This is a genomic window from Thioclava sp. L04-15 (genome assembly GCF_002020275.1).
GTDB classification, from domain to species: Bacteria; Pseudomonadota; Alphaproteobacteria; order Rhodobacterales; family Rhodobacteraceae; genus Thioclava; species Thioclava marina.
On the sequence record NZ_MPZW01000001.1, the window covers coordinates 514609 to 540546 of the forward strand.

The window sequence follows — 25938 nt, forward strand, 5'->3', positions numbered from 1 at the left end:
CCCCGGAATGGCTCGGGCGGGCCGATCGCTCAGCCCGCCCGATTTGGGTCAGCGCGGCTTACTTCGCCGTGCGATACATGTTCTTCGCGTACCAGTTCAGCTCCACGTTCTCGAACGGGTAACCCTTAATCTGCGAGTTCAGCAGCATCGGCAGCGAGTAGTGATAGACCGGCGCGAGCGGCATCTGCTCGGCGAGGATCTGCTCGGCCTTGGTGTAATCGGCCTGCGGATCGGCGGCGGTCTTGCTGTCTTTCAGCAGCGCGTCATAGGCCGGGTCCTTCCACTCGCCCACGTCCTGATCCGACCACGAGGTCAGCACGTCGAGATAGGTCGAGGGTTCGTTGTAATCCGCGCACCAGCCGTAGCGCGAAATATCGAAATCGTGCTGCTGCTGTTTCTCGAGATAGACCTTCCACTCGTAATTCTCGAGCGTGACGTCGATCCCGAGCGGCTTCCAGAACTGCTGCACCGCGATGGCGAGCTTCTTGTGATCCGACGAGGTGTTATACATGAGACGCAGCTTGAGCGGATTTTCGGGACCGTAGCCTGCCTCTTTCAGCAGCTCCTTGGCCTTCGCCATGCGCTCGTCCTGGGTCATCGTCGAGTAATCCGTCTCGGGCATGGTGAAGCCCGCGGTCGCCCAGTGGGTCCAGCTATAGGCCGGCTTCTGGCCGCCCTTGAGGATCTTGTCGACGATGATGTCGCGGTTGATCGCGTAGCTGAGCGCCTTGCGCACGCGCACGTCCTTCAGTGCCTCGGGGCCACTGTCACCCACGTTGAAGATGTAGGAATACGAACACGAACGCGGCGGGGCGAAAGCCTGATCCGGATACTCGTCCTTGAGGCGCGGATACTGGCCCGCCGGGGTCTGCACGAAGTCCAGTTCGCCCGCCTCATAACGCGTGAGCGCCTGGTTGAGATCGGTGATCGGGACGAATTTGAGATCGGTGAGCGTGGTGTTCGCTGCATCCCAATAGCTGTCGCTCTTCATCAGCTCGATGCTCTCGCCGATCTTCCACGACTTGAGATTATAGGCCCCGTTCGAGACCATGTTCTCGGGCTTCGTCCAGTCCGAGCCGAACTTCTCGACCACCTTCTGCGGCACAGGGAAGGTCGAGGAGTTCACCAGCATCTGGCGGAAATAGGGAATCGGGGTTTCGAGCTGGACCTCAAGGGTCATGTCGTCGATCGCCTTCACCCCCAGATCGGTCAGCGGCTTCTCGCCCGCGATCACGTCATGGGCATTCTTCACCTGCATCAGTTCCATGTACCAGGCGTAATCCGAGGCAGTGTTCGGATTGGCGAGGCGCTGCCAGGCATAGACGAAATCCTGCGCGGTGACCGGATCGCCATTCGACCATTTCGCACCCTCGCGCAGGTGGAACGTGTAGGTCATCTTGTCGTCGGAGACATCGAAGCTGGTCGCGAGCGCCGGCACGAGATTGCCTTCGGCATCCTGGTCGTAGAGCCCCTCGAAGAGCTGGTGCAGCACGTCATTGCCGTCCTTCGAGGTGTTCAGATCGGGATCGAGCGTCTTGAGATCGTCCTGCATCCAGTACGTGAAGGTCTGGTTCGCGGCGAGCTTGGTGCCTTCGGGGACGTGGCTCGACTGGGCAAGAACGGGTGCGGCGCTGCCCAGCATCAGGGCGAGGGCGGAAATCGCGGCTATGGACTTCAAGGGATACCTCCGATTTTTCCGGGGTCGGAGCGTCAAGCCGCGCAACCTAAGGGCGAGTTGAGCACCCCCCGGTTTTTCATTGATGCGCCATCAAGAGCGAACTTCACCGCACGTGCAAGTCTGACGTGGCGACGGTCACATCCATGTGAGCGGGCTTTCGCGTGAAGCCGTAAAATCTTCGCAAAACTTGCGCGACACACGCAAAAAGCGAAACGAAATACCGCGATCAGGCGTGGCCGGCAGCCGCAGACAGGGTGCGCGGGTCGATTCCCATGCCCTCGAGCGCGCGCGTCCACTTGGTCGCGTGATCGCCATCGAGTGCAAGATCGGCATCGCTGTCAGCGATGAGCCAGCCATTGTCGAGGATCTCCTCCTCGAGCTGCCCCGGACCCCAGCCCGCATAGCCCAAGGCCATCAGCGCCTGATCGGGACCACGCCCCATCGCGATATCCTCGAGGATGTCGCGCGTGCCGGTCATCCGCAGCCGGTCGGTCACTTCCATCTGCCCCTCGCTGCGCCGCCAGTCGGGCGAATGCAGCACGAAGCCCCGCCCGGTCTCGACCGGGCCGCCGAAGAGGATCGGGCGGTTGAGGCGAATGTCGGAACCCGGCTCTTCGATCCCGAGCGTCTCGAGAAGTTCGGAAAAATCGGGCTTGGGCAGCGGCTTGTTGACGATCAGCCCCATCGCCCCCTCGGGCGAATGTGCGCAGACCGCGATCACCGAATGCTCGAAGCGCGGATCGCCCATGCCCGGCATCGCGATCAGGAATTTGCCCGTGAGATCCATTGTCGCAGTCCTTTGAGATCTATCGCTGCTTATCTAAAGGTGGCGTCGCGCGCAGTCGGGTTCAAGGCTGTTGCGACCGCCAGACGAAATCGCGGGCCAATTGTTGCAACGGCCTGTCGCGTTTGTGACTTTGGCAGGCACGCGGCAGAGGCTAGGGAGAGAGCATGACACGTCTGTTACCAGTCCTGAGCCTTGCACTTGCCACCATGCCCTTTGCCGCGCACGCGCAGCAAAGCGCCCTGCCGACGCCGCCTCCTCCGCCGGGGCTGGAGAACGCCGAGTTGCTGCCCGGCTGGCAGCGGGCGGACGGCTCGCGCGTGGCGGCGCTGGAGATTTCGCTGGCACCGGGCTGGAAGACCTATTGGCGCACGCCGGGCGATGCGGGCATCCCGCCACGCGTCGACTTTTCAGGCTCGCGGAACGTTGCCGCAGTGAGATTGCATTGGCCCGCGCCGGAGATCTTCACCTCCGCCGGGATGCGCACGATCGGCTATCACGACGGTGTGCTGCTGCCGGTCTCGATCACGCCCGCCGATCCCGCGAAACCGGTGGCACTGAAGGCCGAGGCGATGATCGGGATCTGCGACCGGATCTGCGTGCCAGTAACGCTGCGTCTCGATGCGGAGCTTTCGGGCCAAGGCGCGCCCGATCCGCGGATCGAACAGGCACTGGCCGCAGAGCCGAAATCGGTCGATGCCAGAACGCATTGCCAGACCGAGCCGGTGCGCGACGGCGTCAAAGTCACCGCGCGGATCGACCTGCCGCCTGCCATCGGTCCGGAAGAGACCCTGTTCGAGCTCGCCTCGAAACCGGTCTGGGTTTCGGAAGCGACCAGCCACCGCGAGGGCGATGTGCTCGTGGCCTCAGCCGACTTTGTTCCGCCCGAGGCGCAACCTTTCGACCTCGATCTCAGCGACGTGCGCATCACCGTGCTCTCGGATCGCGGCCCGGTGCAGATCAAGGGTTGCGACGACTAAGCCTTCCCCGGCCTAGGCCTATCAGCCCTCGGGCGGCGCCATGTGGCGGATATGACCACGCAGCAAGCGCGGCGCGATCAGCCCAGCGGCAAGCACGATCATCGTGGCGATCAGCGCAAAGCCTCCGAAGGCGGGCATCATCGCCTGACCCGTCAGCATCGCGCGGCCCAGCGTGATCGCGAGAGCCACGATCAGGAGCGCCGCGACACCGCCCAGAATGCCGCGCAGCTTCACCACGCGCGCGCCATGGCGCACCGCCGTGATCTGGCGCCCGAAATCGAGCTGGATCGCGAGCATCGCGGGTACGACCAGCAGCACGATCACCATGCCGAAGCCCAGACCGTAGACCAGCGTGATGACGGTGGATTTCAGGAACAGCGCCGAGCTCGACTGTTCATAAAGGAGCGGCGCAAGGCCCAGCACGGTCGTCAGTGTGGTCAAAAGCACCGGGCGCAGGCGATCGGAAACCGCATCGACGATGGCCGGGACGATGCCGCGCCTCTCGGCATATTCATCCACGGTAGAGATCAGCACGATCGCGTCGTTGATGATGATCCCCACCATGCCGATCCCGCCGACAACGGCGAACATCGACATCGGCAGGTTCCAGATGTAATGGCCCCAGATCGCACCGACCGCGCCGAAGGGGATGACCGACATCACCACCAGCGGCCGGGTCCAGCTCGCGAAGATCCAGGCGAGCACGATATAGATCCCGATCACCACCATCGACAGGCCAACCGTGGCATCGGACATGAAATCGCGTTCCTGTTCGGCCTGGCCCGACATCACATAGGCCACGCCGCGCTCCTCGGCGATACGCGGCAGGATCTCGGTCTCGACCTGGGTCAGGATCGCATTGGCCCGCGCTGGATCGTCCTCGGAGACATCTCCCGTCACCGAGACCTGCCGCACCCCATCCTCGCGCCGGATCGTCGAGAAGCCGGTCTGGCTGCGCACCGAGACGATATCGGCGAGCGGCACCCATTGGCCTGCGGGCGTACGCAGCTGCATCCGGTCGATGAAATCGGCGGCCAGTTCCTCGGGCGGAAGTTCCACCCGGATCGTGGCGGAGCGCACGCCATCGGGGAAGCTCGCCGCTTCGGTCCCGTTCAGGCGCGCGCGCAGTTCGCGCCCGAGCGTCGCGATATCGAAGCCCAGCGCATCGCCCTGCGGGGTGAGGTCGAGCACCAGCTCCTGCTTGTCATAGGCGAGGTTATCCTCGACCGCGGAAACTTCGGGGAATTGCGCCAGCGCCGTCTTGAGATCCTCGGCGGCCTCCTTGAGCACCCGCGTCTCCGCGCCCGAGAACTGCACCGCGATCCCGTCACCCGCCCCGCCCATCGAGAAGCGGCGGAAGCTGATCTCCTCGACCAGCGGCAGGCGCGGCGTTTCCTGTTGCAGTCGCGAGACGAAATCGAAGCTCGAATAGGGACGGTAATCGGGGTCGATCACCTCGATCGAGATCGAGCCGAGCAGATCGGTGCCCTTGGTATCGGCCGAGGCGAGCGCACGCCCCGACGCCCCGCCGATTTGCGCGATGGCGTATTCGACCGGGTTCACGCCGTATTCGTCTTCGAACTCCTTGGCGACGCGCGTCACAGTCGCCTGCATCGCGCGCATCATCGCCTCGGTGTCAGCGCGCGTCGCGCCCTCGACCATCGAGAAGGAGCCGTTCACGGTGGACTGCTCGGGCGGGTTGAAGAAACGCCACTGCACCTTGCCCGACATCACGAACGAGACCTGCCACAAGAGCAGTGCGATCGCCGCCGCGATGACCGGATAGCGCGCTGTGACAATCGCCCGCGTCAGCGGCTTCATCACCTTCCGGCGAAACCAGTCGAGCCCGCGATTCACCTGACGCGAAGGCCAGTCATACCACTTGCCTTCCGAGGTATGGCGCAATGCGTGGCTCATGTGATTGGGCAGGATCACGAAACACTCGACCAGCGAGGCCAGCAGCACCGCGATCACGGTATAGGGAATATCGACGATCATGTTGCCCATGCGCCCGCCGATCACGGTCAGGCCCGCGAAGGCGATCACCGTCGTCAGGGTCGAGGCGAAGACCGGGGCGGCCATGCGCCGCGCACCGTTCTCGGCCGCCAGCGTGGGATGCTCGCCCAGGTGGCGCGCGCGGAAATCGGCGTGCTCGCCCACCACGATCGCATCATCGACCACGATCCCCAGCGTCAGGATGAGCGCGAAGATCGAGATCATGTTCAGCGTCATGCCGGAGAAATACATCACTGCCAGAGCCGCCGCCATCGAGGTTGGGATACCCATCGCCACCCAGAAGGCGGTACGCGCATTGAGGAACAGGAACAGCAGCGCCAGCACGAGCCCAAGGCCCAGAACGCCGTTATTCACCAGCAGGTCGAGGCGCTGCGTGATCCGGTCGGAGCGCGTGCGCACGAGATCCATCGTGGTCCCGGCAGGGAGCGTCGGCTCCATCTGCGAGACCACGGCCTGCACCTTCTTCTGAATGGCGATCGCATCCCCTGCCGCCGAGCGCGCAACGTTGATCACCACGGCCGGATGGTCACCGACGAAATAAGCCTTGTTGCGATCGCCGCCTGCGACATGGATGCGCGCGACATCGCCCACGGTGAGCTGCGATCCATCGGGCTCCGTGCGGATCACAAGCGCCGCGATCTCGGGGGCGGAGCGGCGTTCCTCGCCGGTGGTGACACGGGTCGCACCGCCCGCCACATCGCCCGCAGGATCGGTCGCGGCCTCGGCGGCGATCACGTTGATGATCTGCGTGAGCGTCACGTCATGCGCCATCATCGAGACGGTCGGAACCTCGACCACGGTCTCGGGCGCGGCGATCCCGGCCAAGGCTGTGCGCGTGACGCCTTGCTGGTAAAGCCGTACCACCGCCTCGTCGCCCAGCCGCCCGAGCTGTTCGGTCGAAAGCGGCCCGGTGATCACCAGATCGGTCACAGTGTCGCGCCAGACGCCCCGGTTGACCTCTGGCTCCTCGGCCCCTTCGGGAAGGTCGCCCGCTGTCGCCAGCGCGTTCTCGACATCGTTGACCGCGCGCGACATGTCCCAGCCGGGTTCGAAATCCAGGCTGATGCGGGCCGAGCCCTCGGATGCACGGCTTTCCGAATTCTCGACACCCTCCACCGCGATCAGCGAAGGTTCGAGCACCTGAACGATGGCGCGATCGACCTCTTCGGCCCCCGCCCCTTCCCAGGTGACCGAGACCGACACCGATTCCTCGACCGAGTCGGGAAAGAACTGCGCGCGCATCCGCGGCAGCGCGATCAGACCGGCGCAGAGCATCACCACGAGCACGATATTGGCGAGCGTCGCGTGGCGGGTGAACATTCCGATCAGTCCGCGCGCGGGTGGCAATTCCCTGGGGTCCAGATTCGCTGCCATCTCAGCCCCCGATCCGCGATTCGAGCTTCTCGACGGTCGCGACAGGCACCTCGTCCTGCTTCAGTTCGGCGAGGAAGCGCTGTTTGGCGCGGTCGGGCATGGCGGGGTTCGCCTCGACGAAATCGATCAGTTTCGCGCGCCGCGCCGGGTCGAGCTTCATCGTCTCGGGACCAGCGGCCGCTTCGGGTTGACCGGGGCGCATCGGGCGCAGCTTGATACCGCGGCCCAGAAGCGGAGTGCGTTCGGTCACGATCTCGGTACCGGGGGCAAAACTCGCGCGAATGATCACCGCATCGCCCTGGCGGCGCAGAATGGTGACCGGCGCCTCATCCAGCCGATCCTCGGCCCCGAGCACGAGCACCGTGCTTTTGGCATCGACCGCCGCCGAGGGGATCTCTGCCACAGTGTCGAGCGCGGGTTCGCTCAGACGCACGGTGACGAAATCGCCCGGACGCAGGTTCGCGGCACCGTCCTCGATCCGCGCAAAGAGCAGCCGCCCCGTCACGCCATCATCGACGGCGGCCGAGACACGCGAGAGCCGCCCCTGGGCGGTCAACGTTTCTTCTCCGGCCACCAGTTCGACCAAGACAGGGAGGTCGCGCAGCTCACCCCGCGTGTCGGTCAACCGCGCGAATTGCGCAGTCGAGACGCGAAAGGCAATCTCCAGCGCGGCCGGGTCGATCAGCTTGCCCAGCATCTCGTTGGTCGACACCAGGCCGCCCGCCACCGCGTTCACCTCGGCCAGACGGCCCGCGAATTCGGCACGGATCTCGGTATCGGCGAGTTTGCGTTCGGCCTCCGAGAGCGTGATCTTCGCCCGGGTCAGCCCGGTGCGCGCGGTATCGAGCTGCGCCTGCGCACTCGAGAGCGCCGAGCGACGATTGAGTACTGCCTGATCGGCGGCAGAAGACGCAAGCTCCGCTGTCTCCAGTGTCGCGGCCGAACCCACGCCGCGATCCGAAAGCGATTGCTGCCGGTCGAGCGCCTTGCGCCGCAGATCGGCCTGACGCTGCGCGGCGCTCACATCGTCGCGGGCGATGAGCAAGGCGCGCTCGGCCTGCGCAAGCGCGGCCTCCGCCTCGGCCACCGACGCCGCAGCGCTATCGCGGGCCGCCTGGGCTTCGGCCGGATCGAGCTTCACCAGAAGCTGACCCTTCTCGACCTCCGCGCCGTCCTCGAAATCGGGCGCAAGTTCCACGATCGTCCCGGCAGCAGCCGCGCGCAGTTCCAACTCGCGCGTCGAACGCACCTCGCCGTAGGCGGTCAGCACCGGTGCGATGGTGCCGAACTCGACCGGCATCACATTGGCCGCGAAGACCCGCTCGCGTTGCATCTGTGCATTTCCACCCCGCGCCTTGCGCGCCTCGACTGCCTTGTAGATCGAGAACCCGCCCATCGCGAGCAGGCCCAGCGTCAAGGCCAGTAGAAACAGCCCCATCAGGGAGCGGGTCAGAAACCGCATGTCGACTCCAGTCTCAATATTGAGCGGGCGCTCACCGTCACCCACATTCGCGCGAGAACATGTTACCCCGCCGAAATAGGCACGGGGAATGGTTTTCTCTACGTGGCAGGGCGCCGCGTCCGTCACTTTTTCACGGATCTGCGACGGTTTGGCGCGATTTTCAGCCCTGATCGAGCCGCGCGCGCAGCGACAGAAGATCCGCCCACGCTTCGCGTTTGGCGGCCGGGTTGCGCAGCAGATAGGCCGGATGGGTCATCGGAAGGGCCGGTCGGCCGAAAGCCTCGGCCCAGGTGCCGCGCAGCCGCAGGATGCCACGCTTGCCAAGCGCGGCCGAACAGGCGGCATTGCCCATCAGAACGATCAGGTCGGGATCGGCCAGATCGACGTGACGGGCGAGGAAGGGCAGCATCTGAGCGATCTCGGCGGGCTCGGGATCGCGATTGCCCGGCGGACGCCAGGGCAGGACATTGGTGATATAGAGCGCGGCCTCGGCATCGGGCGATTGCCGCGAAAGGCCGATTGCCGCGAACATCTTGTCGAGCAGGTGCCCCGCACGTCCCACGAAGGGCAGGCCCTTCTGGTCTTCGTCACGCCCCGGCGCCTCGCCGATAATCATCAACCGCGCGGCCGGTTTGCCATCGGCAAAGACCGTGTTGCGCGCCCCCATCTTCAAATCACACAGGTCATAGGCCTCGATCGCCGCGCGCAGCGCTTCGAGAGTTTCGGCCTTGCCCGCCGCCTCGCGCGCCACCACGACCGGATCGGGCCCCTCGACCAGCGCGACCTGAGCCACCGGCGGCAAGGCCGGATCGGGCGCGGCCGCCGCCTCGGGCGCGCGCGCCTTCGCCTGCGCGGATTTCTCGGGCAATTCGTAGCAATCGAAGGGCTCATCCGCGATCGCGGTATCGACGCCCATTTCCAGCTGCCATTCGAGGGCGGCCAGAGCGGCGTGATAGTCGAGTTCGGATGTCGGCTGAGTCTCCATTGCGCCACCCTAAGCCGCCGCCCCGCGACGGTAAAGCGGCTGGACGCCCGCCCCCCCGTTTGCCATAAGCGAACCAGTCTAATCGGAGCATCGCGCAATGGCTTTTCGCCCAAGGCACCTGCTGGGGATCGAGCATCTGAGCCCCGAGGATATCCTCACCGTTCTCGACCTCGCCGAACAATATGTCGATCTCAACCGCCGCACGGTGAAGAAAACCGACGCGCTGGCAGGGCTGACCGCGATCAACATGTTCTTCGAGAACTCGACGCGGACGCAGTCGAGCTTCGAGCTGGCCGGAAAGCGGCTCGGCGCGGATGTGATGAACATGTCGATGCAGACATCGAGCGTGAAAAAAGGCGAGACGCTGATCGACACGGCATTGACGCTCAACGCGATGCACCCGGATCTGCTGGTGGTGCGGCATGGTTCGTCGGGCGCGGTGGACCTGCTGGCGCAGAAGGTCGAATGCGCGGTCATCAATGCGGGCGACGGCAAGCATGAACACCCGACGCAAGCGCTTCTCGATGCGCTGACGATCCGGCGCGAGAAAGGCCGCATCCATCGACTGACCGTCGCGATCTGCGGCGATGTCGCCCACAGCCGGGTGGCGCGCTCGAACCTGATCCTGCTCGGCAAGATGGAGAACCGCGTGCGCCTGATCGCACCGCCGACCCTGATGCCTTCGGGCGTGTCCGAGTTCGGCTGCGAGGTCTATGACGATATGCGCGAAGGGCTGAAGGACGCCGACGTCGTGATGATGCTGCGGCTTCAGAAAGAGCGCATGGATGGCGGTTTCATCCCGTCGGAGCGCGAGTATTTCCACCGCTATGGTCTCGACGCCGAGAAGCTCGCCTATGCCAAGGACGATGCGATCGTGATGCATCCGGGGCCGATGAACCGCGGCGTCGAGATCGACGGCACCATCGCCGACGACATCAACCGCTCGGTCATCCAGGAACAGGTGGAAATGGGCGTGGCAGTGCGCATGGCGGTGATGGACCTGCTGGCGCGCAACCTGCGCGCCGAACGCGGCCGCGCGCTCGCGGGAGAGACCTATGTCTAAGATCGAACGCGACGAGGTTCTCAATTACCGCCCCGGCCCGGAAAGCGAATTGCCGCTCGACGAGGGCGAACAGGTTCTGGCCATCTTCACCCCCGATCAAAAACGCTACTGGACGGATCACGCCGTGCTCGCGGTGATCGGGGCGGTGATCGTCTCGGCGGTGTTGTTCTGGCTCGGCAAGGGCAATCAGGTGACGATCGCGGCTTTCGCCATCGTGCTCGGGATGGCGCTGCGGGGGCTCTATTTCCGCTCGGAAGCCTTCGCGCGGCGCTGGCAGCTCACCGACCGGAGGTTGATCGGACCGCAGGGCAAGCAGGTCATGCTGCTCGAGATCGACGCCGTGCGCTCGCTGATGGGCGACGTGCAGGTGGTGACGAAGGGTGGTGACAAGCACCTGATCCGCCACCTCGCCGATGCGGCCCCGGTGGTGCGCGAGATCGAAAGCGCGCAAGCCGCGCGCAAGCTGGTGGCGAAGTGAGGCGAGAGCGATGACCCTGTTTCTTGAAAATGCCCGCCTGATCGACCCCGAAGCCCTGACTGAAACGATCGGCAATGTGGTGATCGACGCTGGCAAGATCGCGGCGATCGGCGAGATGTCCGCGCCTGCAGACGCCAAGGTGATCGATTGCGGCGGCAAATGCCTTGCGCCGGGAATCGTCGATCTCGGCGTGAAGATCGGTGAGCCGGGCGAGCGGCACATGGAAAGCTTCCGCTCGGCGGCTCTGGCGGCTGCGGCGGGCGGCGTGACGACCATCGTCGCGCGCCCCGACACCGCGCCTGCCATCGACACGCCCGAGACGCTGGAATTCGTCACCCGCCGCGCCGCCGACGCGCCCGTGCGCATCCTGCACATGGCGGCGCTGACGAAGGGCCGCGAAGGGCAGGAGATGACCGAGATCGGTTTTCTCAAGGATGCCGGTGCGGTGGCCTTCACCGATGTCGCGCACGTCTCGGACCAGACCAAGGCGCTGCAACGGGCCTTCACCTATGCCGCGCATCTTGGCGTGCTGGTGATCGGCCACCCGCAGGAGCCGGGCCTGTCGAAAGGTGCGGCCGTGACGAGCGGAAAATTCGCGAGCCTGCGCGGGTTGCCGGGCGTCTCTCCCATGGCCGAGCGGATGGGGCTGGAGCGCGATCTGGCGCTGGTCGAGATGACCGGGCTTTCCTATCACGCCGATCAGATCACCACCGCGAAGGCGCTGCCCGCGCTCAAACGCGCGAAACACGCGGGGCTTGATGTGACCGCCGGTGTCTCGATCCATCACCTGACGCTCAACGCGCTCGACGTGGGCGATTACCGCACCTTCTTCAAGCTGACCCCGCCCCTGCGTGACGAGGAAGATCGTCTCGCGGTGATCGGCGCGGTGGCCGACGGGGTGATCGACGTGATCTGCTCGATGCACACGCCCGCCGACGAGGAATCCAAGCGCCTGCCCTTCGAGGAAGCGGCCTCGGGCGCGGTGGGGCTCGAGACGATTCTGCCCGCCGCGATGCGCCTCTATCACGCGGGACAGTTGAGCCTGCCGCAGCTTTTCCGGGCGATGTCGCTGAATCCGGCGAAGCGCCTCGGACTGCCGCAAGGACGGCTTTGCGAAGGTGCTCCCGCCGATCTCGTGCTCTTCGATCCGGACGCGCCCTTCGTGCTCGATCGCTTCAAACTGCGCTCGAAATCGAAGAATACGCCCTTCGATACCGCCCGAATGGAAGGCAAAACGCTTGCCACATTCGTCGCGGGGGTGCAGGTTTACGACAACAATAACGACTCATAAACGAGGCGAGGGCAGGCATATGCCGGGAATTGAGAACGGGTCCGCTTGGCTCGGGCTGGTGGCTGGACTGAGCTACCTGCTCGGTTCTGTGCCTTTCGGCCTCGTGATCACGAAGCTTCTCGGTCTCGGCGATCTCCGCAAGATCGGCTCTGGAAATATCGGTGCGACGAACGTTCTGCGCACCGGCAACAAGCCCGCCGCGCTGGCAACTTTGCTTCTCGACAGTGGCAAGGGCGCGATCGCGGTTCTGATCGCACGCTACACGCTTGGCGAGACGGCAGCGCAGATTGCGGGGGCGGCAGCCTTCATCGGTCACATCTACCCCGTCTGGCTGCGCTTTCAGGGTGGCAAGGGCGTGGCAACCTTCCTAGGCACGATGCTGGCGCTGGCTTGGCCGGTCGGGCTGGCTGCCTGTGGTGTCTGGCTTGTGACGGCCGTCGTGACGCGGATCTCCTCGCTCTCGGCGCTGGTCTCGGCGGCAGCGACGGTTCCCTTGGCCTATTTCCTCGGCCATCGCGACCTGATGATGCTGGCCGCAGGCCTGTCGGTCCTGATCTTCTGGCGTCATCGCAGCAATATCGCTCGGCTCGCGATGGGAACCGAACCCCGGATCGGCAAGAAGGGCTGAGACGCCTCAGACGTGCTGGCCCGCGTTCACCTCGATCTCGGTGCCGGTGACATAGCTCGACGCATCCGAGCACAGGAACCAGATCACATCCGCCACTTCGGAAGGGTGGCCTAGACGGCGCAGCGGCAGATTTTCGACGATCTTCTCGGTGCCGGGGCTGAGGATCGAGGTCTCGATCTCACCCGGTGCGATCGCGTTCACGCGCACCCCGAGCGGCCCGAAATCATGCGCCATCTCGCGCGTCAGCGCCTTCAGCGCGGCTTTCGAGGTCGCATAGGCCGCGCCTGCGAAGGGGTGGACGCGCGAGCCCGCAATAGAGGTCACGTTGACCACCGCGCCATGCGCGGCTGAAAGTTCCTCCATCAGTCCGCGCGCCAGCACGATCGAGGCGAAGAAATTGACGTGGAAGACATGGCCCCAGGTCATCAGATCAGTATCGAGCGTGTTGAGCCGCTCACCGTTGGAACCTTTCGGCGAAATGCCCGCATTGTTAACGAGCGCGTGCAGCTTGCCGCCTTCCAACCGTTCGCGGATTACCTCCACCGCGTTGATCGTGTCCGCCGGATCGGCGAGGTCAACCTGAATGTGATCCTCGCGCCCACCGCCCCAGGGGCATTTCTCGGGAAAGGGTTGGCGTGAGCAGGTGATCACCCGCCACCCCTCAGCGGCGAAGCGTTTCACCGTGGCATGGCCGATCCCCCGGCTCGCCCCCGTCAGCAGCATCACCTTGCGATCACCCATGATCCAGACTCCCGTTCGCGCGCTTGCCCCGACCCTAGCTGCTTTTGACCCGAGCGCAACGGGCGTTCCAACGGGGCTCTTCCAAACGCCGCGCGAACGGTCTAGCAAGATGAGGCCCACCCTGCCCGAGGACCAGCAAGATGAGAAAGCAGAACATGGATCGTGACTGGATCGCCACCGCCCGCACCCTCTCCGAAGCCCTGCCCTATCTGCAACGCTACACCGGCGCGGTCGTGGTGGTGAAATTCGGCGGCAACGCGATGGGCGACGATGAGGCGATGGCCGAATTCGCACGCGACATCGTTCTGATGCGGCAAGTCGGGATGAACCCGGTCGTGGTGCATGGCGGCGGCCCGATGATCAACGACATGCTGAAAAAGCTCGGGATCGAGAGCGAATGGGTGCGCGGCAAGCGCGTTACCGACAAGGCCACCGTCGAGGTGGTCGAGATGATCCTCTCCGGGCTCGTCAACAAGCGCATCGTGCAGGCGATCAACGATCAGGGCGGACGTGCGGTCGGCATTTCCGGCAAGGATGACGACCTGATGGTCTGCGAGGCGGATGATCCCGAACTGGGCTTCGTCGGCAGGCCGGTCGAGATGAATGTGCAGATCGTGCGCGATCTCTACAATGCCGGGCTGATCCCGGTGATCGCGCCGGTGGCGACCGGCGTGGCCGATAACGAGACCTTCAACGTCAATGGCGACACGGCGGCCGGCGCCATCGCGGGCGCGCTGCAAGCCGACCGCCTGCTGCTGCTCACCGACGTAGCCGGCGTGAAGAACAAGCAGGGCGAGGTCATCACACAGCTCACCCCCGAGGACGTAGCCGCCCTGATCGAGGACGGGACCATCGCGGGCGGCATGATCCCGAAAGTCGAGACCGCGTTGCAGGCCGTCAAGGAAGGCGTGCGCGCCGTGGTCATCGTCGACGGCCGGGTCGCCAATGCCTGCCTGCTCGAACTGTTCACCGAACATGGCGCGGGCTCGATGATCCGCTCCACGATACCGCGCGTGACGCCGCGCGGACGGTGATCGCGGAACTCGAAGAGTCGCTCGGCGCGCATCGGCTTTTTGTCTCGGGCCTTCTGCATGACGGGGCTGAGACGATCGCGCTGATCTCGCCGGACGAGCCGGGCTTCTGGGCCCATGTCACCGCGCAGCCCGAGTTTTTCGACGGCGGCCCCGACCCGCTCGACCGCTGGTCGGAACGGGTGATCGGCGCACTGGCGCCCCGGTTCGGCGCGCGCGCCCTCTACCCGTTCACCGGCCCGCCCTGGCAGCCCTTCGTGAGCTGGGCGCTGCGCAGCGGGCAGAGCTTCGCCTCGCCCCTGCACCTGATGTGCCATAGCCGCATGGGGCTCTGGGCCTCGGTTCGCGGGGCGCTGGCGCTGCCGGGCCTCTTGGCACTGCCAACCCCGGCCCCAGAGACCTGCACGAATTGTCCGGCGCCCTGCACGACCGCCTGCCCGGTCGATGCGCTTGGCCCGGACGGATATGACACCGAAACCTGCCGCGCTCATCTCGATACGCCCGAGGGGGCGGATTGCCGCACGCAAGGCTGCCTTGCACGCCGCGCTTGCCCGGTGGGCGAAAGCTATGGCAGGCTGCCTTCACAATCGGCCTGGCATATGAGGCAATTCCACCCATGACCCCGCTCGGACACCGCCGCCTGATCCTGACGCGCCACGCGAAATCGAGCTGGGACGACCCGCTCGTCGAAGATCGCGACCGCCCCCTGAACGCCCGTGGCCGCGCCGCCGCGCTTGAACTGGGCGACTTTCTCGCCTCGCGGGGCCTCGAGCCCGAAGAGGTGCTTTGCTCCTCGGCGCAGCGCACCCGCGAAACCTGGGATCAGGTCGCTGCCGCCGTGATCGAGACCCGTCCCGAAGTGAACTATGTCGAGAGCCTCTATCACGCCGCTCCCGAAATGATGCTGCAAGTTTTACGCACGGCGTCGGCGCCGACGGTGATGATGCTCGGCCACAATCCCGGCATTGCCGAATTTGCCCATCAGCTTCCCGCCCGGCCCCTCCTCGATCCCGATTTCCGCCGCTACCCGACCTGCGCCACCCTGATCGTCGATTTCCAGATCGACGACTGGTCCGAGGTGATGCCGGGTCAGGGTTCGGTGCTTGATTTCTTCACGCCGACACGGCGTGGCTGACTGGAGGAGACTGAATGGGCTACCTGAAATCCACCCCCGACGCACAGGGCTTTTTCGGCGAGTATGGCGGGGCCGAACTGCCGCCGCCGCTGGTGCCGCATTTCAAGGAGATAACAGAGGCCTATGAGCGCCTCGCCCATTCCGCCGAATTCATCCGCGACCTGCGCTATATCCGCAAGCATTTCCAAGGCCGCCCCACCCCGGTGAGCTACCTGCGCAACCTCTCCGACATGTGCGGCGGTGCGCAAATCTACGCCAAGCGCGAGGATCTCAACCACACCGGGGCCCACAAGCTCAACCATTGCATGGCCGAAGCACTTCTCGCGAAGTTCATGGGCAAGACCAAGCTGATGGCCGAAACCGGCGCGGGCCAGCATGGCGTGGCGCTGGCCACGGCCGCGGCCTATTTCGGCCTGGAATGCGAGATCCACATGGGCGAGATCGACATCGCCAAGGAAGCGCCGAACGTCACCCGGATGAAACTGCTCGGCGCCGAGGTCGTGCCGGTGGGCTTCGGTGGACGCTCGCTGAAGGAAGCCGTCGACAGCTGCTTCCAGAGCTATGTCGCCCAGGCCGATACCGCGCTCTTCGCGATCGGCTCGGTCGTGGGGCCGCACCCCTTCCCGCGCATGGTCCGTGATTTCCAGCATGTCGTGGGGATCGAAGCGCGCGAGCAATTCCTGGAGATGACCGGACAGCTGCCCGACATGGTCGCGGCCTGCGTGGGCGGTGGTTCGAATGCGATGGGGATTTTCGCAGGCTTCATCGACGATGAGGACGTGTCGCTGCACGGGGTGGAGCCGATGGGCACCTCCTCGAAACTTGGCGATCACGCCGCCACCATCACCTACGGAAAGGACGGGATGATCCACGGCTTCCGCACGATGGTGCTCGAGGATGAAAACGGCGAGCCCGCCCCGGTTCACACCATCGCCTCGGGGCTCGATTATCCCGGCGTCGGACCGGAACACGCCCATCTGTATCGCACCGGGCGCGTGAACTATTCGGCCGCCGATGACAAGGAGGCGCTCGACGCCTTCTACAAGCTCTCGCGCCACGAGGGGATCATCCCCGCGCTCGAAAGTTCCCATGCGGTGGCCTTCGCGATGCGCGAGGCCAAGAAGAACCCGGGCAAGTCGATCCTGATCAACCTCTCGGGCCGCGGCGACAAGGATATCGACTACGTCACCGAAACCTTCGGCTTCGGCGAAAGCTGATCCGCGCATCGACGGGAAGTCAAAGAGGGGCCGGTTCACCACCGGCCCCTTCTTCTTGATCGAAATATCTCGGGGGGTGAATGGCCGCGAGGCCAGAGGGGGGCAGCGCCCCCCTGCCCCGATCAGTGCCCGAGGATCTGGCTCAGGAACTGCTTGGTGCGTTCCGACTGCGGGTTGTTGAAGAAATCATGCGGGTTGTTCTGCTCGACGATCTGACCGTCGGCCATGAAGATCACCCGGTTCGCGACCGCCTGTGCGAAGCCCATCTCGTGGGTCACGCAGAGCATGGTCATGCCCTCTTCGGCGAGCTCGATCATCGTGTCGAGAACTTCCTTGATCATCTCCGGGTCGAGCGCCGAGGTCGGTTCGTCGAAGAGCATGATCCGCGGCTTCATGCACAGCGAGCGCGCGATCGCCACACGCTGCTGCTGACCGCCCGAGAGCTGGCCGGGATATTTCTGCGCCTGATCGGGGATCTTCACCTTCTCGAGGAAATGCATCGCGGTCTCGATCGCTTCCTTCTTGGGCGTCTTGCGCACCCAGATCGGCGCCAGCGTCAAGTTCTCGAGAATCGTCAGATGCGGGAAGAGATTGAAGTGCTGGAACACCATCCCCACCTCGCGGCGGATCTTGTCGATGTTCTTCAGGTCATTGGTCAGCTCGATCCCGTCAACGACGATCTTGCCCGCCTGATGCTCTTCAAGCCGGTTGATGCAGCGGATCAGGGTCGATTTCCCCGAGCCCGAAGGCCCGGCGATGACGATGCGCTCGCCGCGTTGCACGGTCAGGTCGATATCGCGCAGGACGTGGAACTGGCCATACCACTTGTTCATGTTCTCGATCTGGATCGCGACCTCGTCGCTCACCGTCATGTGGCTGCGGTCGATTTGCGCGTCGAAATGTGGTTCGGTCATTGAGTTTCTCCCTTAGCGATGGTCGCGCTTGAGCCGGTTCTCGAGATACATCGAGTAACGCGACATCGCGAAGTTCAGGATGAAGAAGATGGCGCCGACGAAGATGAAGGGCTCCCAGTAGATGCCCTTCCACGCGAAATCGGCGCGAATGAAATCGGGAATGCCCTTGAGCGGGTCGAACAGACCCACGAAGGCCACGAGGGTCGTGTCCTTGAACATGCCGATGAAGGTCGAGACGATCCCGGGGATCGAGATCTTGAGCGCCTGCGGCAGGATGATCAGCCGCTGCGCCTTCCAGTAATCGAGCCCGAGCGCGTCGGCTGCCTCGTACTGCCCGCGCGGCAGCGCCGCGAGACCACCCCGGATCACCTCCGCGATATAGGCGGCGGCGAACATGGTCACGAGGATCATCACCCGCAGGATGATGTCGAAATTCGTACCCGGCGGCAGGAAGTAGTTCAGCAGAAGCGACGCCACGAAGAGCAGCGTGATCAGCGGCACGCCCCGGATGAACTCGATGAAGATCACCGAGAAGGTCCGGATCAGGAACATGTCCGACTGACGCCCGAGTGCAAGGATCACGCCCAGCGGCAACGACATCGCGATGCCACCCGCGCCCAGCGTGATCGCCAGCAGGAAGCCACCGAACTTCGCCGATTCCACCGGCTCGATGCCGAGCGGGATCGCGGCGTGCAGCATCTCGGCCAGAGGGGAAACGCCGAACAGCCAGAACAGGATCGCGAAGATCGCCCCGGCCGCAAAACCGCCGATCGTGCCGAAACGCGACACGAAATTGAAGACGACATAGGCCAGCACGAAACCGAGTGCGACAAGCACCGGGCCCCAGACCGAGCCGCCCCAGAGCAGCCAGACGGCGAGGAACGGATAGGCTGGCGTGAACCAGATCAGCTTCTTCGGCACCCATTGGAACAGCACCGGCCCTACCGCTACGAAAAGCAGCAGGAAGGTCAGGATCGGGCGCCAATACAGCTCCGGCGGGTAGAAGCCGAAGATGAACTGGTGCCAGCGATCGCGGATCACCCCCCAGCAGGCGCCGGTCGCGCCCTGGCCGTATTGATCGGTGATGATCTGACGGCACTCGGCGAGCGAATTGGCGTTCCAGACACCGTGCAGGAACCATCCGTAGAAATGCGAGACGAAGCCGTAGATCGCGAGGATCCCGAGGACTGTCAGCAGCGTGTTGAGCCAGCCCGAGAACAGGTTCTCGCGCAGCCACTGGATGGCACCGGATTGATTGGCCGGAGCCGGTTTCGGGTCCAGCATCGTGTCGCGGACATAGGCGACGGTTTGGGCGTGGGTATCGCTCATCTCACCGCTCCTTCAGCTTCACGCGATTGTTGTAGACATTCATCACGCCCGAGATCGACAGCGAGATCGCAAGATAGATCAGCATCATCAGCGAGATCGCCTCGAGCTCGCGGCCCGTCTGGTTGAGCGTGATCCCCCCGAGCGTGCCGCGCAGTTCGAGATAGCCGACTGCGATGGCGAGCGAGGAGTTCTTCGTCAGGTTCAGATATTGTGAGATCAGCGGCGGGATGATGACCCGCAGCGCCTGCGGCAGGATCACGAGGTTCATCGTGCGGTTGGGGCGCAGCCCCAGCGCATAGGCCGCCTCGGTCTGGCCCTTGGAAATTGCGAGGATACCGGCGCGGACGATCTCGGCGATGAAGGCCGCGGTATAGAGCGTCAGCCCCAGCCAGAGCGCCACGAAGGAGTTCGAGACGTTCGTCCCGTTCTTGAAGTTGAAGCCCTGAAGGACCGGCTCATCGGGGTTGAACCCCAGCGCGAACAGCAAGGCGACCATCGGCACGATCAGGATCAGCGCGCTCTTCCACCAGGTCGTCGGGCGCACGCCCGTCGCCTCCTGCATGTTCGCGGCATGGGTCAGAACCCGTTTGTTCACCCAAAGCGAGGCGATGAGCAGCGCCACGATCGCAAGGACGTTCAGCGAGATCGGCGCAAGCGCGGTGTCGATCACCCCGAGCGAGCGGTCGAAATGGATCGAAGGGATCGCGGTGTAACGGTTGGTGAAGGCGATCGAGTCGAGGATCATGCTCGCGCTCGCCTCTCCCGTCGTCGGGTTGATCTTGTAGGCGTTCGGTGCGGGAGCGGCTTCCGTCAGCAGCGCGATCGCCACGAGGATCCACAGCAGCACGGGGATGTTGCGAAAGACCTCGACATAGACCGTCATCAGACGCGCGACGAGCCAGTTCTTCGACAGGCGCAGAACGCCCACGAAGATCCCGATGATCGTTGCCGCGACACAGCCCAGAAACGAGATCCAGAGCGTGTTGATCAGACCGACGAGCAGCGCGCGCCCATGGGTCATGTCGTTGTTATAGGGGATTATGGCGTTGCCGATATCATAGCCTGCGCGCTGCGACAGGAAGGAGAAGTTGAAGTCCTTGCCCAGAGCGCTGAGGTTCTGAATGGTGTTATCTACGAGCCAGCCGACGAAGGCCATCACGATGAAGAACACCACCACCTGAATGGTCAGCGATCTGTATCGCGTGTCGTAAATGAGCTGGCTGAGCCGGAAGCCTTGGCTCTCCGGCGCGTCATGCGCGGTAGTCATTGCGTATTTCCCCTGTCGCCGCGTGCTTATCTTTATCTGGCCGTTTTATCCCGGCCTTCGGGGGATTGGTCCCCCGCCCACGGTCTTTTGAAAATTGGTCAGGGCGCGGTTTGACCCGCGCCCTGCCAGGCCCTTCTTAGCGGAAGGGCGGAGCGTACATCAGGCCGCCCTGGGTCCACTGGGCGTTGAGCCCGCGGGCCAGACCGATCGGGGTTTGCTCACCGATGGTGGCGGCAAAGATCTCACCGTAGTTGCCGTTCGCCTTGATGGCGTTGACAGCCCAGGTCTTGTCGAGGCCGATCATTGCGCCGAGGTCACCCTCGGTGCCGAGCAGGCGGTTGACTTCCGGGTTCTCGGTGCCCTTGGCCAGCTCGTCGATATTGGCCGAGGTCACGCCGTATTCTTCGGCAGCGATCAGCGCGAAGATGGTCCAGCGCACGATGTCGGTCCACTGGTCGTCACCCTGGCGCACGGCCGGAGCCAGCGGCTCTTTCGAGATGATTTCCGGAAGGATCACGTAATCCGACGGATTGGCGAAGGCGGCGCGGGTCGCGGCGAGGCCGGACGCGTCGGTGGTGTAGGCGTCGCAAGCACCGGCGAGGAACTGCTGTTCGCCTTCGGCATTCGAATCAACCGTGATCGGCTGATACGACATGTTGTTGGCCTTGAAGTAGTCGGCGAGGTTGAGCTCGGTGGTGGTGCCGGTCTGGATACAGACCGAAGCGCCGTCGAGTTCCTTGGCCGAGGTCACGCCCGAGTCCTTGCGAACCATGAAGCCCTGACCGTCGTAATAGTTGGTCGCGGTGAACTGGAGCTTCAGGTCGGTGTCGCGCGAGAAGGTCCAGGTGGTGTTGCGAGCCAGCACGTCGACTTCCCCCGAGCCGAGTGCGGTGAAGCGGGTCTGACCGGTGGTCGGGACGTATTTCACCTTCGAGGCATCGCCGAGAACGGCCGCGGCGACCGCCTGGCAGATTGCCACGTCGAAGCCGGACCAGTTGCCGTTCGCATCCGGAGCCGCGAAGCCGACGAGACCGGTGTTCACGCCGCAGATCAGTTCGCCGCGCGACTTGACGTCGTCAAGCGTGGCAGCACCCGCCAGACCAGCGGTCAGCGTGGCGGCCGTCAGCGCGCCGAAAAAGACGGATTTCTTCATTTTTACCTCTTCCTGTTTCGCCACCCTCTTGGGGCGGTTCTTTGGTCCAGTGCGGACCTGGTCGATCGTGTCCCATGACACGTAGTAACAAAAGAGTGGTCCAATTGATCAAAGAAGGTCAAGCCCACATTCGAGTTTCCGTGAGCGGAACTGCACATTTGATCAGCAGGCGCCAATGGCTTTGGCAAAACCGCGGGCAGAGTGCAAAATCGCGCAGGATCACCTCTGGGCGAGCTCCCAGATTCGCCCCGCGTCACTCAGCGCCTCACGCTTGAGCGATGCGATCTCCGCGGCCTCTTCGTCCTCACCCCATTGCGAGATTTGCCAATCCTCGTCGAGGCGCGAAAGATCCCATGCCTCCAAGGCAGTCAACCGCCCGCGCGCCACCGCAAGCCCAAGCACCAGCGAGCCGGTGATGCCCACGAGATCGTGCAACGCTGCCAGCGCGAACGCATCACAGGCGGCAACCTCCGAACGCAGCCGCGACAGCGCGTCTTCCGATTGCGCCACCGGCAAGACCCCAGCCGTGACTGCAAGCTGGACGCCAAAGGTCTCGGAGGCCCAATCGAGAAGTGGATCCCATTTCTCGGCCTGAAGCGCGACCAGTTCGGCGGGATTGTCGGCCCGATAGCACAGCAGATCGGTGCCGCCATATTCGGCGACGTGCTCGACCACCTCGTCATGCTGATGGGCGACCTTGTCGATCGCTGCGTTGGCGGAGCGGGTTACAGGCATGGTATGCGGGGCGATCTGCCCCTCCTGTGCCTCCCATTCCGCCGCGATCGCCTCGGCCAGCGCCCGGGTCGGCACCACGAGCGGCGCCTTGGCGGGCGTCTTCACCGCGCGCCCGTCGAGCGCCACGCCGAAGCCCTCGGGATGGTCCGTCACCGAGGTCTCTTTCCAGAACCGCTTCGCCGCCCATTCGCTCATGCACTCAACTCCCACAGATCGAGAAGCGCCGCCTCCAGCGCCTCGAAATCACTCACCATGCGATGCGCACCCGCGGCCTCCAGGTCGGCAGGCGGGTGATAGCCCCAGCGCACGCCGATCGTGGCGACGCCCGCGCTGCGGCCCATCTCGATGTCGAAGCTCGTGTCGCCTATCATCACCGCATCCACCGCACTCACCCCGGCATCAGCCAGCGCCGCCCCGATCATCGAGGGGTGCGGCTTCGAAGGGTGATCGTCGGCGGTCTGCTGGCTGATGAAGAGCCCCTCGAGCCCGTGATGCTCGATCAGCGCCCGCAGGCCCCGGCGCGACTTGCCCGTCGCCACCGCAAGCAGCATGTCATCGCGCGCGGCCAGCTTGCGCAGCAGATCCTCGGCCCCGGGATAAAGCGGTGCGGGGGAGGCCGCGCGCTGGCTCATGTAGCTTTGCTTGTAGCCCTCGACGATGCGTGCCTGCGTGTCCTCGTCGAGTTCCGGCGCGAGCCGTGCCACCGCAAGCGGCAGCGAGAGCCCGACGATCTGCAACACCGAAGACGCACGCGGCGCGGGCACGCCCGCCGCCTCGAAGCCCAGCGACATCGCATGAGTGATGTGGTTCTGGCTGTCCGAGATCGTGCCGTCGACATCGAAGATCGCGAGCTTCATTTCAGATCCTCGAACGGGTCGGCGGGCACATCGCCCTCGTGCCAGTCCAAGAGATCCCAGGTCCGCTTCATATGCTCGGGAAGAGGCGCGGTGATTGTCATGCGCTTGCCGGTCACCGGATGATCGAAGCTGATCTGGCGGGCATGCAGGTGCAGCTTCCGAGAAATCTCGCCGCCCAGCTGCGCGCCCCAGCCGTCGCCGAGGTTCTCCTGGCTCGAACCGCCATATTTGCCATCCCCGATGATCGGGTTGCCGATCTCGGCCATATGCGCGCGCAGCTGATGCGTGCGCCCGGTGATCGGGACCAGCGCGACCCAGCTCAGCCTTTGGCCGAGGATGTGCAGCGTGAAATAGTCGGTCGTGGCGCGCTTGGCGCCCTCCACCTGGTCGATCTTTGCCGGGTGGATGCAGAGCATCTTCTCGCCCTCTCCACCACGCCCATGCCCCGGCGCCTTCACCAGGCCGAAGCGGATCGTGCCGGTCTTGGGCTCGGGTGCGCCAGCGACGGCGGCCCAGTAGATCTTGCGGGTGGTCTTGGAGCGAAACGCCTCCGACAGGCGGCGCGCGACGCGATCGGTGCGCGCCAGCAGCAGCACGCCCGAGGTGTCCTTGTCGAGACGATGCACCAGCTTCGGCTTGTCCTTGTAGCCGAAGGTCAGCGCTTCGCTCAGCCCGTCGACATGGCGGTTGCCCTGCCCCGAGCCACCCTGCGAGGGCAGACCCGGCGGCTTGTTGAGCGCGATGATATGCTCGTCCTTCCACAGCACACAGCTCTGGATGAATTTCGCATCCGCGTCGGAAATGCCTTCGACCTTGGGCTTCGGCGCTTCATCGGGGATCGGCGGCACGCGGATCTCCTGTCCCGGCGCGACGCGGGTATTGGCCTTGACCCGGCCCTTGTCGACACGCAGATCGCCCTTGCGGCAGAACTTCTCGATCATGCCCTGAGAAAGCTGCGGGAAGCGTTTCTTGAGGAAACGGTCCAGGCGCTGCTCGCCATCTTCCTCGGTTACCTTGATATGTTGAACACCGCTCATAGCACCGCCCGCATCAGATGGATCCCCGCAATCAGCCCGACCAGCGCCGCGACCAGCGTGAGGCCCACGTAGAAGGCCGCAAGGCCCGTCTGGCCCCGCTCGATCAGCGTCCATGTCTCGAGCGAGAAGGAGGAATATGTGGTGAAACCGCCCAGCACCCCGGTCGCGAGGAAGGCGTTCCAGTGGGTGAGCTGCTTGTCACCGAGAAAGGTGATCAGCATCCCCATGAAGAAGGAACCGAGGATGTTCACCGTGATCACGCCAAGCGGCATCGGCTGCGGGCCGAAGCTGCGCATCAGACCCACGCCGACCAGATAACGTCCCGAGGCGCCGATCGCACCGCCTAGCGCGACCTGCAAAACCGTTGAAAGCATCGCTGTCTCCTTTGGCGCCCTTGGACCTTCGGACGCGCGAAATGTCAAGTTTGGCGGCGCTCGCGCTGCTTGGAGAACCAGTCGAGGCGCTTTTTCAACTCACGCTCGAAGCCGCGTTCGACGGGCTGGTAGAGGACGGGGCGCTTCATCGTGTCGGGGAAGAAGTTCTGCCCCGAGAACCCGTCCTCGGCGTCATGGTCATACTGATACCCCGCGCCGAAGCCCTGCTCTTCCATCAGCTTCGTCGGTGCGTTCAGGATATGCATCGGCGGCGGCTCGGAACCAGTGCGCCTGGCCTCCTTGCGCGCGGCCTTGTAGGCGACATAGCCCGCGTTGGATTTCGGCGCGAGCGCGAGATAGAGCACCGCCTGCGCCAGTGCCAATTCGCCCTCGGGCGAGCCGAGACGTTCATAGGTGTTCCATGCGTCGATACACAGCACCTGCGCCTGCGGGTCGGCCAGCCCGATATCCTCGACTGCCATGCGGGTAATGCGCCGGGCAAGGTAGCGCGGGTCCTCGCCACCCTCGAGCATCCGCGCAAACCAGTAGAGCGCGGCATCCGGGTCCGAGCCGCGCACCGATTTATGCAGCGCCGAGATCAGGTTGTAATGCTCGTCGCCCGACTTGTCGTATTTCGCGGCGCGCTTCATCAGCCGTGTCGAGAGCGCGTCGGTATCGAGATTGCCCGTAACCTTCCACGCCGCGACCTGCTCGATCAGATTGAGCAGCGCCCGCCCGTCGCCGTCGGCCATCTCCAGGAGCGCATCGCGCGCCTTGCCGGTCAGCGGCAGCGGCTTGCCCAGAGCCTTCTCGGCGCGTTGCGCGAGCCGTTCGAGATCGGCCAGATCGAGCCGCTGCAGGATCATCACCTGCGCGCGGCTCAGCACAGCGGCGTTCAGCTCGAAGCTCGGGTTCTCGGTGGTGGCGCCGACCAGAAGGATCGTGCCGTCCTCCATATGCGGCAGGAAACTGTCCTGCTGCGCCTTGTTGAAGCGGTGGATCTCGTCGACGAAAAGCAACGTGCCACGGCCTTGGGTGCGGCGCAGCTTTGCGGCCTCGAAGACCTTTCGCAGCTCCGGCACCCCGGTGAAGATCGCCGAGATCTGCACGAAGGCACGGTCGGACGCGTCAGCCAGCAGCCGCGCGATCGTCGTCTTGCCCACACCGGGCGGCCCCCAGAGGATCAGCGATCCAAGGCTACCCGCCGCAAGCATCGCTCCGAGTGGTCCATCCGGGCCAAGCACCTGCTCCTGCCCGATCACCTCGGAGAGCGATTTCGGGCGAATTCGGTCCGCCAGCGGGCGGGGAGCCTCGGTCGCGGGGCGGGATGGGGAAGGAGAGTCGAAGAGATCGGCCATGATGGGCGTGAAGGTAGTGCCTGGACCGTTGCTCGAAAAGCCCCCGCGCGC

Annotated in this window: 24 protein-coding genes; 9 read left to right on the forward strand and 15 right to left on the reverse strand. The window is 64.5% G+C overall.

Annotated features, from left to right (window positions below):
* Nucleotides 1-58 precede the first annotated feature (58 nt).
* The gene (locus tag BMI90_RS02560) at nucleotides 59-1678 is read right to left on the reverse strand and encodes a peptide ABC transporter substrate-binding protein (RefSeq protein WP_348638919.1); all 1620 of its coding nucleotides are present in this window, start codon (nucleotides 1676-1678) and stop codon (nucleotides 59-61) included.
* Between the two features lie 226 nt (nucleotides 1679-1904).
* Nucleotides 1905-2465 carry a YqgE/AlgH family protein gene (locus BMI90_RS02565; RefSeq protein ID WP_078525641.1) on the reverse strand — a complete coding sequence of 187 codons (561 nt, stop codon included), beginning with the start codon at nucleotides 2463-2465 and terminating at the stop codon, nucleotides 1905-1907.
* A 164-nt stretch (nucleotides 2466-2629) separates the two neighbouring features.
* On the opposite strand from BMI90_RS02565, the gene BMI90_RS02570 reads away from it, so the two are divergent.
* Entirely contained in the window at nucleotides 2630-3442 is an 813-nt protein-coding gene (locus tag BMI90_RS02570; RefSeq protein WP_078525643.1) for a protein-disulfide reductase DsbD domain-containing protein, read from the forward strand.
* A 21-nt stretch (nucleotides 3443-3463) separates the two neighbouring features.
* Here BMI90_RS02570 and BMI90_RS02575 read toward each other — a convergent pair whose 3' ends face one another.
* The 3 genes from BMI90_RS02575 to BMI90_RS02585 all read right to left on the reverse strand — a co-directional run bounded on the left by BMI90_RS02575 (nucleotide 3464) and on the right by BMI90_RS02585 (nucleotide 9279).
* A complete protein-coding gene (locus tag BMI90_RS02575; protein WP_078525646.1) occupies nucleotides 3464-6832 on the reverse strand; it encodes an efflux RND transporter permease subunit in 3369 nt (1122 codons plus the stop codon).
* 1 nt (nucleotide 6833) lies between these two features.
* Complete coding sequence (locus BMI90_RS02580; RefSeq protein WP_078525649.1) at nucleotides 6834-8294, reverse strand: efflux RND transporter periplasmic adaptor subunit; 1461 nt, start codon at nucleotides 8292-8294, stop codon at nucleotides 6834-6836.
* 160 nt (nucleotides 8295-8454) lie between these two features.
* A complete protein-coding gene (locus BMI90_RS02585) occupies nucleotides 8455-9279 on the reverse strand; it encodes a uracil-DNA glycosylase (protein WP_078525651.1) in 825 nt (274 codons plus the stop codon).
* 97 nt (nucleotides 9280-9376) lie between these two features.
* On the opposite strand from BMI90_RS02585, the gene BMI90_RS02590 reads away from it, so the two are divergent.
* From BMI90_RS02590 to plsY, 4 genes are read left to right on the forward strand one after another with little or no spacing between them, the layout of a single operon-like run.
* Nucleotides 9377-10342, forward strand: coding sequence for an aspartate carbamoyltransferase catalytic subunit (locus tag BMI90_RS02590; RefSeq protein ID WP_078525653.1), 966 nt, complete (start codon nucleotides 9377-9379; stop codon nucleotides 10340-10342).
* Nucleotides 10335-10820, forward strand: coding sequence for a hypothetical protein (locus BMI90_RS02595; protein ID WP_078525655.1), 486 nt, complete (start codon nucleotides 10335-10337; stop codon nucleotides 10818-10820). Before BMI90_RS02590 ends, BMI90_RS02595 begins: the two co-directional genes overlap by 8 nt.
* A 10-nt stretch (nucleotides 10821-10830) precedes the next feature.
* Nucleotides 10831-12111, forward strand: coding sequence for a dihydroorotase (gene pyrC, locus BMI90_RS02600; RefSeq protein WP_078525657.1), 1281 nt, complete (start codon nucleotides 10831-10833; stop codon nucleotides 12109-12111).
* Nucleotides 12112-12130: 19 nt separating this feature from the next.
* Nucleotides 12131-12739, forward strand: a complete 609-nt coding sequence (gene plsY / locus BMI90_RS02605; RefSeq protein ID WP_078525659.1) for a glycerol-3-phosphate 1-O-acyltransferase PlsY — start codon at nucleotides 12131-12133, stop codon at nucleotides 12737-12739.
* Between the two features lie 6 nt (nucleotides 12740-12745).
* On the opposite strand, the gene BMI90_RS02610 is transcribed toward plsY, so the two are convergent.
* Entirely contained in the window at nucleotides 12746-13480 is a 735-nt protein-coding gene (locus BMI90_RS02610) for an SDR family oxidoreductase (protein WP_078525661.1), read from the reverse strand.
* 155 nt (nucleotides 13481-13635) lie between these two features.
* Here BMI90_RS02610 and argB point away from each other — a divergent pair, with 155 nt between their 5' ends.
* The 4 genes from argB to trpB are packed head-to-tail and all read left to right on the forward strand — an operon-like array spanning nucleotide 13636 to nucleotide 16863.
* Entirely contained in the window at nucleotides 13636-14514 is an 879-nt protein-coding gene (gene argB, locus BMI90_RS02615) for an acetylglutamate kinase (RefSeq protein WP_078525663.1), read from the forward strand.
* Complete coding sequence (locus tag BMI90_RS02620; RefSeq protein WP_078525665.1) at nucleotides 14511-15131, forward strand: ferredoxin; 621 nt, start codon at nucleotides 14511-14513, stop codon at nucleotides 15129-15131. The genes argB and BMI90_RS02620 overlap by 4 nt, the downstream gene beginning before the upstream one ends.
* Nucleotides 15128-15646, forward strand: coding sequence for a histidine phosphatase family protein (locus tag BMI90_RS02625; protein WP_078525667.1), 519 nt, complete (start codon nucleotides 15128-15130; stop codon nucleotides 15644-15646). The genes BMI90_RS02620 and BMI90_RS02625 overlap by 4 nt, the downstream gene beginning before the upstream one ends.
* A 14-nt stretch (nucleotides 15647-15660) precedes the next feature.
* Nucleotides 15661-16863, forward strand: coding sequence for a tryptophan synthase subunit beta (gene trpB / locus BMI90_RS02630; RefSeq protein WP_078525669.1), 1203 nt, complete (start codon nucleotides 15661-15663; stop codon nucleotides 16861-16863).
* A 122-nt stretch (nucleotides 16864-16985) separates the two neighbouring features.
* On the opposite strand, the gene BMI90_RS02635 is transcribed toward trpB, so the two are convergent.
* The 9 genes from BMI90_RS02635 to BMI90_RS02675 all read right to left on the reverse strand — a co-directional run bounded on the left by BMI90_RS02635 (nucleotide 16986) and on the right by BMI90_RS02675 (nucleotide 25887).
* Nucleotides 16986-17777 (reverse strand): amino acid ABC transporter ATP-binding protein, encoded by a 792-nt coding sequence (locus BMI90_RS02635; RefSeq protein ID WP_078525671.1) that lies wholly within the window; start codon nucleotides 17775-17777, stop codon nucleotides 16986-16988.
* A gap of 12 nt (nucleotides 17778-17789) precedes the next feature.
* Nucleotides 17790-19106, reverse strand: a complete 1317-nt coding sequence (locus BMI90_RS02640) for an amino acid ABC transporter permease (RefSeq protein WP_078525673.1) — start codon at nucleotides 19104-19106, stop codon at nucleotides 17790-17792.
* Between the two features lies 1 nt (nucleotide 19107).
* Entirely contained in the window at nucleotides 19108-20373 is a 1266-nt protein-coding gene (locus tag BMI90_RS02645; protein WP_078525675.1) for an ABC transporter permease subunit, read from the reverse strand.
* 136 nt (nucleotides 20374-20509) lie between these two features.
* The gene (locus BMI90_RS02650; protein WP_078525677.1) at nucleotides 20510-21526 is read right to left on the reverse strand and encodes an amino acid ABC transporter substrate-binding protein; all 1017 of its coding nucleotides are present in this window, start codon (nucleotides 21524-21526) and stop codon (nucleotides 20510-20512) included.
* A gap of 219 nt (nucleotides 21527-21745) precedes the next feature.
* Nucleotides 21746-22456, reverse strand: a complete 711-nt coding sequence (locus BMI90_RS02655) for an ATP12 family protein (protein ID WP_078525679.1) — start codon at nucleotides 22454-22456, stop codon at nucleotides 21746-21748.
* A complete protein-coding gene (locus tag BMI90_RS02660) occupies nucleotides 22453-23118 on the reverse strand; it encodes an HAD-IA family hydrolase (RefSeq protein WP_078525681.1) in 666 nt (221 codons plus the stop codon). The genes BMI90_RS02655 and BMI90_RS02660 overlap by 4 nt, the downstream gene beginning before the upstream one ends.
* The gene (locus BMI90_RS02665; protein WP_078525683.1) at nucleotides 23115-24155 is read right to left on the reverse strand and encodes an RluA family pseudouridine synthase; all 1041 of its coding nucleotides are present in this window, start codon (nucleotides 24153-24155) and stop codon (nucleotides 23115-23117) included. The genes BMI90_RS02660 and BMI90_RS02665 overlap by 4 nt, the downstream gene beginning before the upstream one ends.
* A complete protein-coding gene (crcB, locus tag BMI90_RS02670; protein WP_078525685.1) occupies nucleotides 24152-24529 on the reverse strand; it encodes a fluoride efflux transporter CrcB in 378 nt (125 codons plus the stop codon). The genes BMI90_RS02665 and crcB overlap by 4 nt, the downstream gene beginning before the upstream one ends.
* A 44-nt stretch (nucleotides 24530-24573) precedes the next feature.
* Nucleotides 24574-25887, reverse strand: coding sequence for a replication-associated recombination protein A (locus tag BMI90_RS02675; protein ID WP_078525687.1), 1314 nt, complete (start codon nucleotides 25885-25887; stop codon nucleotides 24574-24576).
* Nucleotides 25888-25938 lie beyond the last annotated feature (51 nt).

What these genes read in the sequence shown, in the direction of transcription:
- BMI90_RS02565 (WP_078525641.1), bottom strand. Translation starts at nt 2,465, where the DNA reads ATGGATCTCACGGGCAAATTCCTGATCGCGATGCCGGGCATGGGCGAT.
- BMI90_RS02570 (WP_078525643.1), top strand. Translation starts at nt 2,630, where the DNA reads ATGACACGTCTGTTACCAGTCCTGAGCCTTGCACTTGCCACCATGCCC.
- BMI90_RS02575 (WP_078525646.1), bottom strand. Translation starts at nt 6,832, where the DNA reads ATGGCAGCGAATCTGGACCCCAGGGAATTGCCACCCGCGCGCGGACTG.
- BMI90_RS02580 (WP_078525649.1), bottom strand. Translation starts at nt 8,294, where the DNA reads ATGCGGTTTCTGACCCGCTCCCTGATGGGGCTGTTTCTACTGGCCTTG.
- BMI90_RS02585 (WP_078525651.1), bottom strand. Translation starts at nt 9,279, where the DNA reads ATGGAGACTCAGCCGACATCCGAACTCGACTATCACGCCGCTCTGGCC.
- BMI90_RS02590 (WP_078525653.1), top strand. Translation starts at nt 9,377, where the DNA reads ATGGCTTTTCGCCCAAGGCACCTGCTGGGGATCGAGCATCTGAGCCCC.
- BMI90_RS02595 (WP_078525655.1), top strand. Translation starts at nt 10,335, where the DNA reads ATGTCTAAGATCGAACGCGACGAGGTTCTCAATTACCGCCCCGGCCCG.
- pyrC (WP_078525657.1), top strand. Translation starts at nt 10,831, where the DNA reads ATGACCCTGTTTCTTGAAAATGCCCGCCTGATCGACCCCGAAGCCCTG.
- plsY (WP_078525659.1), top strand. Translation starts at nt 12,131, where the DNA reads ATGCCGGGAATTGAGAACGGGTCCGCTTGGCTCGGGCTGGTGGCTGGA.
- BMI90_RS02610 (WP_078525661.1), bottom strand. Translation starts at nt 13,480, where the DNA reads ATGGGTGATCGCAAGGTGATGCTGCTGACGGGGGCGAGCCGGGGGATC.
- argB (WP_078525663.1), top strand. Translation starts at nt 13,636, where the DNA reads ATGGATCGTGACTGGATCGCCACCGCCCGCACCCTCTCCGAAGCCCTG.
- BMI90_RS02625 (WP_078525667.1), top strand. Translation starts at nt 15,128, where the DNA reads ATGACCCCGCTCGGACACCGCCGCCTGATCCTGACGCGCCACGCGAAA.
- trpB (WP_078525669.1), top strand. Translation starts at nt 15,661, where the DNA reads ATGGGCTACCTGAAATCCACCCCCGACGCACAGGGCTTTTTCGGCGAG.
- BMI90_RS02635 (WP_078525671.1), bottom strand. Translation starts at nt 17,777, where the DNA reads ATGACCGAACCACATTTCGACGCGCAAATCGACCGCAGCCACATGACG.
- BMI90_RS02640 (WP_078525673.1), bottom strand. Translation starts at nt 19,106, where the DNA reads ATGAGCGATACCCACGCCCAAACCGTCGCCTATGTCCGCGACACGATG.
- BMI90_RS02645 (WP_078525675.1), bottom strand. Translation starts at nt 20,373, where the DNA reads ATGACTACCGCGCATGACGCGCCGGAGAGCCAAGGCTTCCGGCTCAGC.
- BMI90_RS02650 (WP_078525677.1), bottom strand. Translation starts at nt 21,526, where the DNA reads ATGAAGAAATCCGTCTTTTTCGGCGCGCTGACGGCCGCCACGCTGACC.
- BMI90_RS02655 (WP_078525679.1), bottom strand. Translation starts at nt 22,456, where the DNA reads ATGAGCGAATGGGCGGCGAAGCGGTTCTGGAAAGAGACCTCGGTGACG.
- BMI90_RS02660 (WP_078525681.1), bottom strand. Translation starts at nt 23,118, where the DNA reads ATGAAGCTCGCGATCTTCGATGTCGACGGCACGATCTCGGACAGCCAG.
- BMI90_RS02665 (WP_078525683.1), bottom strand. Translation starts at nt 24,155, where the DNA reads ATGAGCGGTGTTCAACATATCAAGGTAACCGAGGAAGATGGCGAGCAG.
- crcB (WP_078525685.1), bottom strand. Translation starts at nt 24,529, where the DNA reads ATGCTTTCAACGGTTTTGCAGGTCGCGCTAGGCGGTGCGATCGGCGCC.
- BMI90_RS02675 (WP_078525687.1), bottom strand. Translation starts at nt 25,887, where the DNA reads ATGGCCGATCTCTTCGACTCTCCTTCCCCATCCCGCCCCGCGACCGAG.